Source organism: Blastococcus sp. OS1-29 (genome assembly GCF_057628075.1).
Genome location: NZ_JBXXJK010000007.1, coordinates 132,278 through 145,803 on the forward strand (window position 1 = coordinate 132,278; position 13,526 = coordinate 145,803).

General features: G+C 73.1%; 15 protein-coding genes. 7 read left to right on the forward strand and 8 right to left on the reverse strand.

The features are described from left to right. Window positions 1-11: 11 nt before the first annotated feature. The 4 genes from AC2H4J_RS18500 to ppgK form a co-directional block, all read right to left on the reverse strand. Window positions 12-2,186 carry a VanW family protein gene (locus tag AC2H4J_RS18500; protein WP_487466362.1) on the reverse strand — a complete coding sequence of 725 codons (2,175 nt, stop codon included), beginning with the start codon at window positions 2,184-2,186 and terminating at the stop codon, window positions 12-14. Window positions 2,187-2,325: 139 nt separating this feature from the next. After that, complete coding sequence (locus AC2H4J_RS18505; RefSeq protein ID WP_487466363.1) at window positions 2,326-2,550, reverse strand: DUF7455 domain-containing protein; 225 nt, start codon at window positions 2,548-2,550, stop codon at window positions 2,326-2,328. Window positions 2,551-3,072: 522 nt separating this feature from the next. After that, window positions 3,073-4,455 (reverse strand): RNA polymerase sigma factor, encoded by a 1,383-nt coding sequence (locus AC2H4J_RS18510; RefSeq protein ID WP_487466364.1) that lies wholly within the window; start codon window positions 4,453-4,455, stop codon window positions 3,073-3,075. 337 nt (window positions 4,456-4,792) lie between these two features. After that, window positions 4,793-5,539 (reverse strand): polyphosphate--glucose phosphotransferase, encoded by a 747-nt coding sequence (gene ppgK / locus AC2H4J_RS18515; RefSeq protein WP_487466365.1) that lies wholly within the window; start codon window positions 5,537-5,539, stop codon window positions 4,793-4,795. 97 nt (window positions 5,540-5,636) lie between these two features. Between ppgK and AC2H4J_RS18520 the strand changes: the two genes are divergently transcribed. Continuing rightward, window positions 5,637-6,467, forward strand: coding sequence for an inositol monophosphatase family protein (locus AC2H4J_RS18520; protein ID WP_487466366.1), 831 nt, complete (start codon window positions 5,637-5,639; stop codon window positions 6,465-6,467). Here the strand turns inward: AC2H4J_RS18520 and AC2H4J_RS18525 are convergent. Both AC2H4J_RS18525 and AC2H4J_RS18530 read right to left on the reverse strand, forming a co-directional pair. After that, window positions 6,464-7,000, reverse strand: coding sequence for a LytR C-terminal domain-containing protein (locus tag AC2H4J_RS18525; RefSeq protein ID WP_487466367.1), 537 nt, complete (start codon window positions 6,998-7,000; stop codon window positions 6,464-6,466). The genes AC2H4J_RS18520 and AC2H4J_RS18525 overlap by 4 nt on opposite strands. Before the next feature lie 72 nt (window positions 7,001-7,072). Next, a complete protein-coding gene (locus tag AC2H4J_RS18530; RefSeq protein WP_487466368.1) occupies window positions 7,073-8,119 on the reverse strand; it encodes a phosphotransferase family protein in 1,047 nt (348 codons plus the stop codon). Between the two features lie 264 nt (window positions 8,120-8,383). Between AC2H4J_RS18530 and AC2H4J_RS18535 the strand changes: the two genes are divergently transcribed. The 6 genes from AC2H4J_RS18535 (at window position 8,384) to AC2H4J_RS18560 (ending at window position 12,032) form a co-directional block, all read left to right on the forward strand. After that, window positions 8,384-8,683: a DUF4193 domain-containing protein gene (locus tag AC2H4J_RS18535; RefSeq protein ID WP_135159094.1), complete on the forward strand. Its 300-nt coding sequence runs from the start codon at window positions 8,384-8,386 to the stop codon at window positions 8,681-8,683. Between the two features lie 42 nt (window positions 8,684-8,725). Beyond that, window positions 8,726-9,610 carry a hypothetical protein gene (locus AC2H4J_RS18540; RefSeq protein WP_487466369.1) on the forward strand — a complete coding sequence of 295 codons (885 nt, stop codon included), beginning with the start codon at window positions 8,726-8,728 and terminating at the stop codon, window positions 9,608-9,610. A 66-nt stretch (window positions 9,611-9,676) separates the two neighbouring features. Next, complete coding sequence (gene dut, locus AC2H4J_RS18545; protein WP_487466370.1) at window positions 9,677-10,171, forward strand: dUTP diphosphatase; 495 nt, start codon at window positions 9,677-9,679, stop codon at window positions 10,169-10,171. A gap of 1 nt (window position 10,172) precedes the next feature. Beyond that, on the forward strand, window positions 10,173-10,889 hold the full coding sequence (locus tag AC2H4J_RS18550) for a DUF3710 domain-containing protein (protein ID WP_487466371.1): 717 nt from the start codon (window positions 10,173-10,175) through the stop codon (window positions 10,887-10,889). Continuing rightward, window positions 10,886-11,263 (forward strand): OB-fold nucleic acid binding domain-containing protein, encoded by a 378-nt coding sequence (locus AC2H4J_RS18555; protein WP_487466372.1) that lies wholly within the window; start codon window positions 10,886-10,888, stop codon window positions 11,261-11,263. Before AC2H4J_RS18550 ends, AC2H4J_RS18555 begins: the two co-directional genes overlap by 4 nt. After that, a complete protein-coding gene (locus AC2H4J_RS18560) occupies window positions 11,253-12,032 on the forward strand; it encodes a DUF3159 domain-containing protein (RefSeq protein WP_487466373.1) in 780 nt (259 codons plus the stop codon). Before AC2H4J_RS18555 ends, AC2H4J_RS18560 begins: the two co-directional genes overlap by 11 nt. Before the next feature lie 4 nt (window positions 12,033-12,036). Here AC2H4J_RS18560 and AC2H4J_RS18565 read toward each other — a convergent pair whose 3' ends face one another. Together AC2H4J_RS18565 and AC2H4J_RS18570 are read right to left on the reverse strand one after the other, a co-directional pair. Continuing rightward, the gene (locus AC2H4J_RS18565; RefSeq protein WP_487466374.1) at window positions 12,037-12,708 is read right to left on the reverse strand and encodes a potassium channel family protein; all 672 of its coding nucleotides are present in this window, start codon (window positions 12,706-12,708) and stop codon (window positions 12,037-12,039) included. Further along, a complete protein-coding gene (locus tag AC2H4J_RS18570) occupies window positions 12,708-13,376 on the reverse strand; it encodes a potassium channel family protein (RefSeq protein WP_487466375.1) in 669 nt (222 codons plus the stop codon). The genes AC2H4J_RS18565 and AC2H4J_RS18570 overlap by 1 nt, the downstream gene beginning before the upstream one ends. Window positions 13,377-13,526 lie beyond the last annotated feature (150 nt).

Genomic DNA, 13,526 nt, shown 5'->3' on the forward strand with positions numbered 1-13,526 from the left:
CCGGTCAGTTGTCAGTTGGCGACCACCGGCGTCGTCCCGTCCGGGGCCGGCGCCACGCAGTGGATGACCGCCTCGGGGATGTAGTGGGTGTTGAACCGCTCGCGCCGGATCTCCGCGCCGGTCTTCAGGTCCTTGAACACGCGGGTCACGGTGATGTCGAAGCCCGCCGCACCCGACTGGGGGATGCAGTCCTCGCCGGCCGGCTTCTCCTGCACCGCGGGCTGGGTGACGTTGCGCTTCTCGCCGCTCACCGACTCGATGTCGTAGTGCTTGGTGCCCCAGAACGTGACGGTGATCGAGCCGCCGGACGCCCACTGGGTCTGCACGTAGATGCCGGTGTCGGTGTCGTTCTTCCAGGCCAGGTCGATCACGCCGTCGAAGACCGTGGCCTCCCGGCCGGCCGGGTAGCGGCTGATGTAGAAGCTGTGCGTCTTGTGGTGTACGTCTTCCAGCCCGGCGAAGAACACGGCGTTGAACATCGTGGTCGCGAACTGGCTGATGCCACCGCCGACCGCCTTGGCGAGCTGGCCGTGCTCGATCACGTTGGCCGGGATGTAGCCCTGGGCCGTGCCGCGTGGGCCGGTGAAGCCGTTGAGGCTGAACGTCTCGCCGGGCTTCACCACCGCGCCGTTGACCTTCTCGGCGATCACGCGGATGTTGGTCGCGCTCGGCGACATCGTGAAGTTCGTGGTGAAGCTGCTGACCTTCTCCACGATGCCCAGCGCCTGGGCCTCCTCGGTGGTGAAGTCGGCCGGGACCGGGCCGAGCTCGGCGGTGAGCGTGCGCGGCGCGGGCTGGGTCAGGACCGTCATCAGCTGCTCGGCGAGGTGGTCGGGCGCGATCCCGACGCCGTCGACGGACGGCACGACGGTGACCGAGTCCCCGGACACCTCGAACCGGGCGTCCTTCGCGCCGCTGCCGAAGACCTTCAGGTCGTCACCCATGGCCGTCTGCAGCGCGGCCGGATCGATGGCCACGGCGAGCGTGCCGTCGTCCTTCGGCGTGAAGGTCAGGGAGGCGGCGATCGCCGACACGGGAACGGCGGCGGTCGTCCCGTCGGAGCCCTGGATGGTCACCGGGGCCGACAGCGCCGGCGTGACGGTCTCGTCGAGGACCTTCTGCGCGCCGGCCTTGTCCACCTTCACCTTGGCGACGTCGACCGGCAGCTCGATCGGCGTGCTCGGATCGTCGCCGGACGCGAGGGCCGCGGTGATGGCCGCGCCCGCGCCCTTCTGGTCCAGGGTGCGGCCGTCCGCCGGGTCGACGACGGTCGGCGTCGTGCCGTCGATGGTGATCGTGGCGTCGACCGGCGCGCGGTCGACCTGCTCGGCGAGGGCGTCCAGCTGGGCGCCGAGCGCCGTCCGGTCGCGGGAGATGACCGCCTCGATCTCGCGGTCGCTGAACAGGCTGGTCAGCCGGGTCCACGGGTTCAGCGGCTGGTCGTCCGCCGCGTCGACGGTGCCGTCGACGTCGAGCGCGAGCCCGGCCGAGGCCGGGTGGAGTGTGGCCTTCACGTCCTCCGCGACGACGGTGCGGTCCGCCTGCACGCGGGGAGCGAGCTGCTTCTCCAGAGCGCCGGCCGCAGCGGCGGGGGAGAGGCCGCCGATGTCGATGCCGGCGACCACGGTGGAACGCGGGATGTCGCCGGAGGAGATCAGCAGGTCCCCGCCGTAGAGGGCGGCCAGGACGGCGATGGCGCCGGCCGGGACGAGTACCGCCCGACGGCGCCACCAGGGGCCGCGGTCCTCGGGTCCCGGGGGTTCGTTCCCCGGCGGGGGACCGGCGGGCGTCGACGGTTCGTCGTCGCCGAACTCGTCGGGGACGGCGCCCAGGGTGGTGGTCGCGTCCTCGTCGTCGTCCGACGCGGCGGGCGCCTCGACGGCGGCCGTGCGCTCGAACGCCTCGGTGTTCCAGTCGTCGGACGCCGGCTGGGACGCGTGCGCCGGCGGGGTCGCCGCAGGCGTCGGCGCGGCATTCGCGGCACCCGGGTCGGTGTCGGGAGCGCCGAGCAGCCAGTCGCGGGTCACCGGACGGGTGTCGTCGGCGGCGTCGATCGGAGGCCGGGTGGGACCGCCGTCCGGTGCCGGGCCGTCGGTCCGCATGCGCACGGTCTCGTCGGGCAGCGGGGCGTGCTTCACCGTGTCGTCCGACAGCCGATCGTCGGAGAGGGCAGGGTGCTGGGGCATGGGGGAGTCCTCCGGAGGTCGCCGACCGGGGGTTCCCGGAAACGACGGAGCCGCCGGCCCCCCGGCCCCGTGAGGGGTGGAGGACGCGGCGGCGTCGTCGGGTGAGGCGGTCATCGCGGGCGCGACGATACCTACTCCATCACGCTGTCACGTGCTGCTCGCCGTCCGTGTCGATGATGTCGACCGCGATATCGCGCAACTTCGTCTCGTACTCGCGGGCGTGGTGCCCGCAGAAGACGAGGTCGCTGCCGCTCGCGAGTACGACCCGAACCTTGGCGAGAGCTCCACAGCGGTCGCAGTGGAACGGAATGACGAGGTCATCGGTGGGCGGGGTCGTCGTCAGCGTCTGGGTCATCTGGCTCATCACTCGCTCTCTACCGCACGGATCCGCGAATGCGGATCGGCCTCCTGCACAGCGCCAGGATGACCCCTCGTGTTCCCGATCCGATGGCCTGTGACCGCGGACTCGCCGAAAGAGATGAGTCCGTGACCGTTGGGACACCTGGGTGGAACGGGTTCAGCAGGGGACGTCACTGGGGTGGAACCGGTGCTGCACGTGCTGGTTGTCATGTGCCGGCCGACGGGATGTCGGCCGACCGTGGGTCCACTGCTGTCTTGACGACACCCACGCTACGCCGTCTACCCGACACGATGCCGCGCACACTGGTCGTCACCCGATCGCGATGACACTGTGACCCGTCCGGGTCACGCGCTCAGCCCGATCCACGGGCCTCGGCCTCGTCGGTTGCTCTGGGGGTCCTGTGCACGCTCTCGGGGAACTGCACAACGCCCGAAGCGTCAACAACACCCCGGAAGCTGCCCCGGACGCAGCGAGGCCCCCGACCGGAAATCCCGTCGGGGGCCTCGCGAAGAGCAGTCCTACCGCTCAGTCCAGGTAGTCCCTGAGGACCTGCGAGCGGCTGGGGTGGCGCAGCTTCGACATCGTCTTGGACTCGATCTGCCGGATCCGCTCACGGGTGACCCCGTAGACCTGGCCGATCTCGTCCAGGGTGCGGGGCTGACCGTCGGTGAGGCCGAACCGCAGGCGGACGACGCCCGCCTCCCGCTCCGACAGCGTCTGCAGCACGCTGGTCAGCTGGTCCTGCATGAGCGTGAAGCTCACCGCATCGACCGCCACCACGGCCTCGGAGTCCTCGATGAAGTCACCGAGCTGGCTGTCGCCCTCGTCGCCGATCGTCTGGTCCAGGCTGATCGGCTCCCGGGCGTACTGCTGGATCTCCAGCACCTTGTCCGGGGTGATGTCCATCTCCTTGGCCAGCTCTTCCGGAGTGGGCTCGCGGCCCAGGTCCTGGAGCAGCTCGCGCTGTATGCGGCCGAGCTTGTTGATGACCTCGACCATGTGCACGGGGATGCGGATGGTGCGAGCCTGGTCGGCCATGGCGCGGGTGATGGCCTGGCGGATCCACCAGGTGGCGTACGTGGAGAACTTGTAGCCCTTGGTGTAGTCGAACTTCTCGACCGCGCGGATCAGGCCGAGGTTGCCCTCCTGGATCAGGTCCAGGAACGCCATGCCGCGGCCGGTGTAGCGCTTGGCGAGGGATACGACGAGGCGCAGGTTGGCCTCGAGCAGGTGGTTCTTGGCGCGCTCGCCGTCGCGGACGATCCAGTTGAGGTCGCGGCGCATCTGCGGCGACAGCTTCTGGTTCTCCTCCTCGACCTGGCGGAGCCGCTCGGCGCCGTAGAGCCCGGCCTCGATCCGCTTGGCGAGGTCGACCTCCTCCTCGGCGTTGAGCAGCGCGACCTTGCCGATCTGCTTGAGGTAGGCGCGGACGGAGTCGGCAGAAGCGGTGAGCTCGGCGTCCTTGCGGGCCTGCCGCAGCGCCTCGGACTCCTCCTCGTCGTCCCACTCGAATTCGGCGCCGCCCTCGGCGGGTGCCTCCTCCTCGGCGTCGACGGCGACACCGTCGGGACCGGCGACGACCGTCTCGTCGAGCTTGAGACCCTCGGTCCCGGCAGCGACCACCGCGACGGCGGAACCGTCCGTGGCGACCGCGGTCAGGACCGCGCCCTCTGCGGCGCCCGGCGACGGGGCGATCGTCGGCTTGGCGCGGGTGCCCTTGGCGGCGGTCTTCGCCGGGGCCTTCTTCCGGGCGGCCGGCGCGGCGCCGGCCGTGCCCGCATCGGCCGTCACGCTCTTGACCGTCTTGGCGGCGGCGGCGCTGGTGCGGGGAGCCCGGGTACCGGTGGCGGCCTTCGTCGAGCGGGTGCTCGCTACGGCTTCGTCCGGTGCTGGCTGGTCGGCGGGCACTCAGGTTCCTTCCCGTGCTGGGTTCGTTCCCCGGAGGACCGTGTGGTCCCCGGACAGCGGCTCCGGTTCTCGCTGCCCGGCAGTGAGAGGTCCCGGCAGACCGCACGGCGTTTGGCCGCTGGACGGGCGGGGGATCCCTCCCGGCTGGAGGGCGACGGGCTGGGGCTCTCTCATTGTAACGACGTGCTGGCGGTATTCCACCGTCCCGGATACCCGGACCTCGCTCCGACGAGGCGAACCCGGACGTTCCAGGACGTTCTTCACTCTGCGTGTGCCATCGGCTCCCGACGGCGGGTGCTGAAGGCCAGGACCTCCTGCTTCACTCCAGCATCACCCGTCAGGTCGACTCCTTGCCTTCCGCAGCGGCCAGTGCCGCCCCGACGATGCCGGCGTCGTTCTGCAGCTGCGCCGGGACGACGGGAGTGCGGGTGGTGAGCAGCGGCACCCACTTGTGCGCCTTCTTGCTCACACCGCCGCCGACGATGATCAGGTCGGGCCAGAGGCCGGCCTCCAGCACGTCGAGATACCGGTCGACCCGCTGGGCCCAGTCGGGATAGTCGAGGTCCTCCCGCTCGCGGGCGGCCGCCGAGGCGCGCCGCTCGCCGTCCTCGCCGTCGACCTGGATGTGACCGAACTCGGTGTTGGGGACCAGATGGCCGTCGACGAACAGGGCGCTGCCGATGCCGGTCCCGAACGTCAGCATCAGGACGACGCCCTGCTGGTCCCGGCCCGCGCCGTAGCGCATCTCGGCGATCCCGGCGGCGTCCGCATCGTTGAGCGTGACGACGTCGCCCGGGATCAGCTCCGACAGGCCGGCGTCGACGTCGGTGCCGATCCAGCTCTTGTCGACGTTGGCGGCGGTGTGCGCGACGCCGTGCTTCATCACACCCGGGAACGTCACGCCGATCCGGCCGCTCCAGCCGAAGGAGCTCACGATCTGCGCGACCACCCCGTAGACGAGGTCGGGCAGCGACGGCTGCGGCGTCTCGATGCGCACCCGCTCACCGATCAGCTGGCCCACGTCGAGGTCGACCAGGCATCCCTTGATGCCGCTGCCGCCGACGTCCACTCCGAAGCCCTGCACGCCGGACAGGGTAGTAGAAGGACACCCTGGCCCCCCGTCGGAGAAGGACCCCGTACGGGCCCCTGCCAGGGGGCCGACCTGCGGCAGGATCGGTTCCGTGACCTCGACTCCCGCCGCAGCCGACGATCCCCGGGCGCTGCTCGACCTCGCCGTCGCCACCGCCCGCGCTGCGGCCGAGCTGGTCGGCCGCGGCCGCGCCACCGCGGCCCAGCAGGTGGACCTCAAGTCCAGCCCGACCGACGTCGTCACGGCGGTGGACAAGGCCAGCGAGGAGCTGATCGTCGGGCGGCTGCTGGGCGCCCGGCCCGGGGACGGCGTGCTGGGGGAGGAGGGTGCGTCGAGGTCGGGTTCCAGTGGGGTCCGCTGGGTGGTCGACCCGATCGACGGCACCGTCAACTTCCTCTACGACCTGCCGGCCTATGCGGTCTCGATCGCCGCGGAGGTGGCGGGCGAGGTCGTCGCCGGTGTGGTCCTGAACGTCGCCACCGGCGACCTGTTCACCGCCACCCGCGGCGGTGGCGCCTACCTGTCCGCACCGGCCCGGCCCGAACCGGTGCGACTGGAGGGCAGCCGACCCGGGTCGCTCGACCAGGCGCTCGTCGCCACCGGGTTCGGCTACCGGGTGGAGCAGCGGCGCGCGCAGGGCGCGGTCGTCGCGCAGCTGCTTCCGCGGATCCGCGACATCCGCCGGTTCGGCAGCTCCGCGCTCGATCTCTGCGCCGTGGCCGCGGGCCGGGTCGACGCCTTCTACGAGCTCGACCTCAACCCGTGGGACCACGCGGCCGGGGCGCTCGTGGCCGCCGAGGCCGGCGTCGTGGTCACCGGGCTGCCGGGACGCCCGTTCGCCGAGCCGATGGCGATCGCGGCGGCGCCGTCGATCGCCGTCCCGCTGGTCGACCTACTGGCCGAGCTCTCCGCCGCGGGCTAGCAGGTGGCTGCGGCGGCCTTCGCGGGAGCCAGCGCCTTGGCGACCTCGTCGGCGGTCGCGAGCGTCTTGAAGTCCGGGCCGATCACCACGTCGACCGTGTCGTCGGCGCGGGTGTCGGGGTAGTCGCCGGCGCCGGGGACGAACAGGCGCACGTAGTCGGCCTTGTCCTTGCCGAGGGAGCCGTGCCGCAGCTCACCGACGCCGGTGACCTCGCGGCCGCTGGTGTCGTTGGCGATCTCGCCGACGGTGAAGCCGCGCTCCTTGAGGGAGTTGGCGACCGTGGTGGCGAGGCCGGCGGTGTCGGTCGCGTTGTAGACGCGCAGGGTCACCGTGGCCGGGTCGAGCGAGGGTGCGGCCGCCGAGACGGTGGAGCAGGCGGCCTGCTGCTTCGCGACGTGCGCCTCCTCCTGGCGGATGACGTACCACCAGACGGCGACGGCGGCGACGGCCAGCACCACCAGGAAGATCAGCGGCGGGAGCGGACGGCGGCCGCTGCGGGGACGCACCGGGGGGCGGTCGGTACGCAGCGTCACGGGCACTCTCCTCGGCGGGACCCGGCGAGAATCCCGGATCGGTCGGCAGGAGTTTAGGGCCGCACCGGGGCGCTAGATGGCACCGTCGTCCAGCGCGGCGCGTCCCAGCTCCACGCACGGGTCGATGCGCTCGGCGTAACCGCTGGTGTCCTTGCCGGCCATCGCCCCGGCCGCCGACCGTGCGACGATGCCGGCGATGATCGCGGCGAACTTGAAGAAGGCGAAGCCGACGTACCAGTTGAGGTCGGACAGGTCGGCGCCCGTCCGCTGCGCGTAGCGCTCCGCGACCTCGCGCCGGGTCGGGAAGCCCGGCAGCGTGGTCACGGGGCTCATCGTCGACGCGCGTTCCTCACCGGCCTCCGGCCAGTAGACGAACATCATGCCGATGTCGGTGAGCGGGTCGCCCAGCGTCGACATCTCCCAGTCGAGGACAGCCTTGATCTCCCCCGGTGTGGCGGGGTCGAGCAGGCAGTTGTCCAGCCGGTAGTCGCCGTGCACGATGCTCGAACGCTGCGTCGCCGGCACCGTCTCGGCGAGGCGGGCGGCCAGCGCGTCGAGACCCGGGCGGTCCCGGTCGCGGGTGGCGTCCCACTGCTTGGTCCACCGGCGCACCTGTCGCGCCGCGAAGCCCTCGGGCCGGCCGAAGTCGCCCAGGCCGACGGCCTCGTAGTCGACCGAGTGCAGGTCGGCCAGCACGTCGACGAGACGCTCGCCCACCGCCCGGCGCTCGGCCGGCTGGTCGGCGTAGCCGGGCGGGAACTCGCGGACGACGTGGATGCCCTGGACGCGCTCCATCACGTAGAAGGGCGCGCCCAGCACGTCGGTGTCGGTGCACAGGTGCAGCGTCCGGGGGACCGGCACCGGGGTCGGCGCCAGCGCGGAGATCACCCGGTGCTCGCGCGCCATGTCGTGTGCGGTGGCCAGCACGGCGCCGGTCGGGGGCCGCCGCAGGATCACCGCATCGTCGCTCGACCCGCCGTCCGGGGTCACGATGTATGTGAGGTTCGACATACCGGCGGCGATGAGCTCGATGCTCACCGAGCGCCAGCGCTCGTCGTTCAGCGCAGAGGCCAGGTACGGCCCCACGACGCTCGGATCAGCACCCACGGGACTCGCCACCGCGGCAGGGTAACCTCTGGCGCTCCGCGGCCCCGGCGCCCGGATCGGTCGGGTGCGGAACTGGTTTCCACGGGCGGGCACAAACTCCGATCGCACGGCGTTGGGGGGTCGCCGGTCCTTTCCCTCCACCGTCCACCGGACGTCGGAGGAGGGGCCGACCCGGAACCAACCGGCCGCCACCGCGGCCGGCCGGACCGAGGCGCATACCCCGCGCCGCGGTCACACGAGCGGGCACGACGCCCGCTGGAACAGAGGAAGGCACCCATGGCCACCGACTACGACGCCCCGCGCCGCAACGAGGCCGACGAGCTCGGCGAGGACTCGCTCGAGGAACTCAAGGCGCGGCGCGCCGAGGCGCAGTCAGCATCCGTCGACGTCGACGAGACCGACTTCAACGAGAACCTCGAGCTCCCCGGCGCCGACCTGTCCGGCGAGGAGCTCACCGTCCGCGTGCTGCCCAAGCAGGAGGACGAGTTCACCTGCTCCAGCTGCTTCCTCGTGCAGCACCGCACGCGGCTCGCCTCCACCCGTGGCGACCAGATGCTCTGCCGCGACTGCGCGTGAGCAGCGCGGGGTAGAGCACCCCGGACGACGGAAGGGGACCCGATGACCGAGGACGGCTTCCGGACCGGCGCGGTGCGCGACGTGCCGACGCCGCGCCCGGTCCCGCCGGCCCTGTCCGCTGCTCCGGCCGAGGAGTCCGGCCTGGGCCGGGCGGCCCGCGCCGTGGCCGACGCCGTGGCCGGTCTGATCGGGACCGCTCCGGAGGGTTCTCCGGACGCGGGCGGACGGCGTGCCGCGGCGTCCGGCCTCCGCGACGTGCTCGGCGCGGTGGCCGGGGCGGTGGGCGGTGCGTTCGCGCCCGGCCGCGACGAGCCGACCCCGCCGGCCGGCGACCGGTCGCCGGGCGCGCTCCTGGGCGACCTGCTCTCAGCGGTCGTGCCCCGGCTCCCCATCCGCGACGGCGACCGGTTGCGGGCGGCGTTCCCAGGGTCGACGGAGGACGAGATCGCCGACGCCCTGGTCGCCCGCGCCGCCCGGCTGACCTCCGGCGTCGGCGCCGCCGTCGGTGGGCTGTCCGCCGCCCAGTGGTTCGCGCCGGCGTCGCTGCTCGCGCTGCCGCTGGAGCTGGGCGCCGAGACGGTGCTCATCGCCGGGGTCGAGGTGGTCCTGCTCGGCGAGCTGCACGAGCTCTACGGCCGCCCGGCCACCGGCGACCCCGGAACCCGCGCGGCGGCCTACCTGGCGAGCTGGTCGGCCCAGAGCTCGGTCCAGGGCCTCGGGGGCACCGGCCTGGCCGCGCTCCTGGGCAGCGCGGGCATCCGTGCGCTGCGTCGCCGGCTCACGCGCAAGCTCGCCGGCGCGGTGCCCAGCGCGGCGCCGTTCCTGATCGGTGCCGCCATCGCCGGTCGCAGCAACCGGCGGGCGACCGAGACCCTCGCCCGGCGGGTGCTGACCGAGCTCCGGGGCCCCGCCGCGACGTCCGGCTGAGCCGGTCCGGTGGGTGGCCGGACCGTCGCGCGCAGGGGCGCGACGAGCGCGGTTAAGGTCGCCGACGTGCCCGAGATCCCCGAGCTGGACGTAGCCGTCCGGCTCACCCACGCTGACGCCGTCCCGCCCCGGTACGCCCTGCCCGGTGACGCCGGCGCGGACCTGTCGGCGGCCGAGGACGTCGAGCTCGCGCCGTTCCAGCGGGCCCTCGTCGGCACCGGCGTGGCCGTGGCCATCCCCGAGGGGTACGCCGGTTTCGTCCACCCGCGCTCGGGGCTGGCCCACCGGCTCGGCCTGAGCATGGTCAACGCGCCGGGCACGATCGACGCCGGCTACCGGGGCGAGATCAAGGTCAACCTGATCAACCTCGATCCCACCACTTCGCTCACCCTGCGCCGCGGCGACCGCATCGCGCAGCTGGTCGTCCAGCCGGTCGTGCGGGCGCGCTTCCTCCCCGTCGCCGACCTGCCCGACAGCGAGCGCGGCACCGGCGGTCACGGCTCGACGGGCGGCACCACGGCCGGTTCGGCCGAACCGGCAGTTCTCGAAGGGCGGGTCTGACATGCCGTTGGGACGACGGCGCAACCGGATCGACCGCAGCCTGCGCGAGCGGGGCGTCCCTCCGGAGCCGCAGCACCGCGAGCGGGAGGTCGAGGAGACCACCGGCCCCTGGGACGAGGCCGACGCGCCGCAGGACGGCGTCAACCGCATCGACCTGGGCGCCCTGCGGCTGCCGGCGCTGCCCGGGATGGACCTGCGTGTCGAGCTCAACCAGCAGCAGCGGGTGATCGCGGCGACCCTGAGCGACGGTGAGTCGTTCCTCCAGGTCTCGGTGTTCGCCGCGCCGCGCGCCGGTGGCATCTGGGACAGCGTCCGCGAGGACCTCGCCGCGAGCGCCTCCGGCCAGGGCGGCTCGCTGCGCGAGGTGGACGGCCCCTTCGGCCCCGAGCTCGCCGGCACGATCCTGGCCACCCCGCCGGCGCAGCCCGGCCAGCCCACGCCCCAGCCGGTGCGCCGTCCGGCCCGGTTCCTCGGCGTGGACGGCCCCCGCTGGTTCCTCCGCGGGATGATGAGCGGGCCCGCGGCCGCCGAGCCGGCCGCGGCAGCCACGCTGGAGGAGGCGTTCCGGGCGATCGTCGTCGTCCGTGGCACAGACCCGATGCCGGTGCGCGAGCAGCTGCCCCTCACCCTGCCCGCCCAGGCCGCCGCGCAACTGGCCCAGCAGCAGGCGGCGGCCACCGCCGCCCCGGCCACCGACGGCCGTACGCTGGAGTCGTGACCGAGACCCGTCCCACCGGCTGGTTGTCGAGGACGCTGCAGCGCCTCACTGCCGACGACCACACGATCGACGCCGAGGAGCTCCGCGCCGGCGCCGCCAGCGCCGGCTGCGAACCGGTCATCTCCTGCCGCAAGGGCGCACTCGTGACCGTCACCGGCCGACTCAGGTCGGTGGTCTACACCCCCCGCGAGAACGTGCCCACGCTGGAGGCGGAGCTGTTCGACGGTTCCGGCTCGGTGACGCTGGTCTGGCTGGGGCGCCGGCGGATCCCCGGCATCGAGCCGGGCCGCACGGTCACCGCCCGCGGCCGGTTCGCTGCGGTCGAGGGCAAGCGGGTCATCTACAACCCCTGGTACGAGCTCGGTGGCGGCTGACGCAGAGGACGGCGGGCACGGGCCCGCCGAGGAATCTGTCCCGCCGGCATTCGTCTTCGACCGCCACCTGGTGCTCGAGCAACTCGGTGGCTGGCGCGGGATGGTCGACGCCACCCTCCCGACGCTGGCCTTCATCGTGGCCAACGCGGTCGACGGCCTGCGCACGGGCATCTGGGCGGCGCTGGCGGCCGCGCTGCTGGTGTTCGTCCTGCGCCTGGCGCGCCGGGAGAGCGTCCAGCAGGCGGTCAGCGGGCTGTTCGCCGTCGGCATCGCGGTGGCCATCGCCGCCTTCTCCGGGCAGGCCCGCAACTTCTTCGCCTTCGGCATCGCCCGCAACGCCGCGATCGCCGTCGTGCTGCTGGGCTCCATCCCGCTCCGCCGCCCGCTGGTCGGGGTGATCGCGGAGTTCCTGGCCCCGAGCCACCTCGGCGCGATGTCGAGCCACCGCGCACCGGGCCTGCGCGGGGGGCTGCGGCGGGCCGGCGCCGTCCTGCAGCCCGCGCGAGGCGAGCCCGAGCCCGAGGCGGAGCTGCACTGGCGCGAGGACCGGCGCCTGATGCGCGCCTACAGCTGGCTGACCGTGCTCTGGGGCGTCACGTTCCTGCTGCGCCTGCTCGTGCAGGGCGTGCTGTACCAGGCGAACGACGTCTCGCTGCTCGGCACGATGTCGATCGTCCTGGGCCTGCCGCTGACCGCCGTCGACGTCGTCGTCACGCTGTGGGTCGTGGCCCGGCTGCACCGGCACCGCTGCCCACCCGAGGAGGCGTAGGGGCTCAGCCCCGCGTCGACTCGGGCGCCAGCACCGACTTGAGCTGCTCCTCGACGTCGGCGTGCGTGACGAACAGCAACTCGTCGCCGGCCTCCATCGGCTCGTCGGGGGACGGGGTGATGACCCGCTCGCCGCGGAGGATCGCGGTGAGCACCGTCTCGCGGGGGAGCGGCACGTCACGGAGGGGGCGGCCCACCCAGGGGGTCTCCTCGGAGAGGGTGATCTCCACCAGGTTCGCCGCGCCCTTGCGGAAGCTCATCAGGCGGACGACGTCGCCGACGGTCACCGCCTCCTCCACCAGCGCCGCGAGCACGCGGGGGGTCGAGACGGCGACGTCGACGCCCCAGGCATCGGTGTAGAGCCACTCGTTGCGCGGGTCCTTGACCCGGGCGACGACGCGGTTGACCGCGAACTCGGTCTTGGCGAGCAGCGCGAACACCAGGTTGACCTTGTCGTCGCCGGTGGCCGCGATCGCGACGTCGGAGGTGGCCAGCTGGGCCTCCTCGAGGGTGGACACCTCGCAGGCGTCGGCCTGCACCCACTCGGCGCCGGGCACGGCGCGGGTGCGCACCTTCCGGCCGTCCTTCTCGATGAGCATCACGCTGTGCCCGTTGGCCAGCAGCTCTCCGGCGATCGAGCGGCCGACGGCGCCCGCACCGGCGATGGTGACGCGCATCAGTGCTGCCCTCCGGAGGTGCTGGCCTCGACGACCTCGTGGACGCGGGTGGCGATCTCGTCGGTGACGGCGACGACGAGCTGGTCGCCGTCCTGGAGCACCGTGCTGGCCGTCGGGAGCTGGGCGTCGCCGAAACGGACCAGCCACGCGGCGCGGGCGCCGGAGGCCGACTCGAGCTCGGCGAGCTTCCGGCCCACCCAGCCCTCGGTGACGGTGATCCGCATCAGCAGGATGTTGCCGGTGGGCTCGCGCCACAGCTCGCTGACCTTCACCGAGAGCAGCTCGCGCAGCAGCCGGTTCACCGTCCACGGCACCGTGGCCACGCTCGGGATGCCCATGCGCTCGTAGACCTCGGCCCGCTTGGAGTCGTAGATGCGGGCGACGACGTGCTGCACGCCGAAGGTCTCCCGCGCCACCCGGGCGCTGATGATGTTGGAGTTGTCGCCGCTGCTCACCGCGGCGAATGCACCGGCGGAGTCGATGCCGGCGTCGAGCAGCGTCTGCCGGTCGAAGCCCAGCCCGGTGACCTGGCGGCCGGTGAACTCCGGGCCCAGCCGGCGGAAGGCCTCCGGGTCCTGGTCGATGACGGCGACGCTGTGCCCGACCTCTTCCAGCCGGCGGGCGATGGCGGAGCCGACGCGGCCGCAGCCCATCACGACCACGTGCACGAATGAACTCCCGGAGCCTCGTCGCGCCGGCGACGTCCGCGGCGCGTATCGGCGCGAAGCTACACCCGGGGGCGGCCGGTCACGCGCCGCGACGGGCCCGGCGTCCTCCGTCCGGAGGGGCACGCCGACTCGGAGCGCCGGCCGGAACGG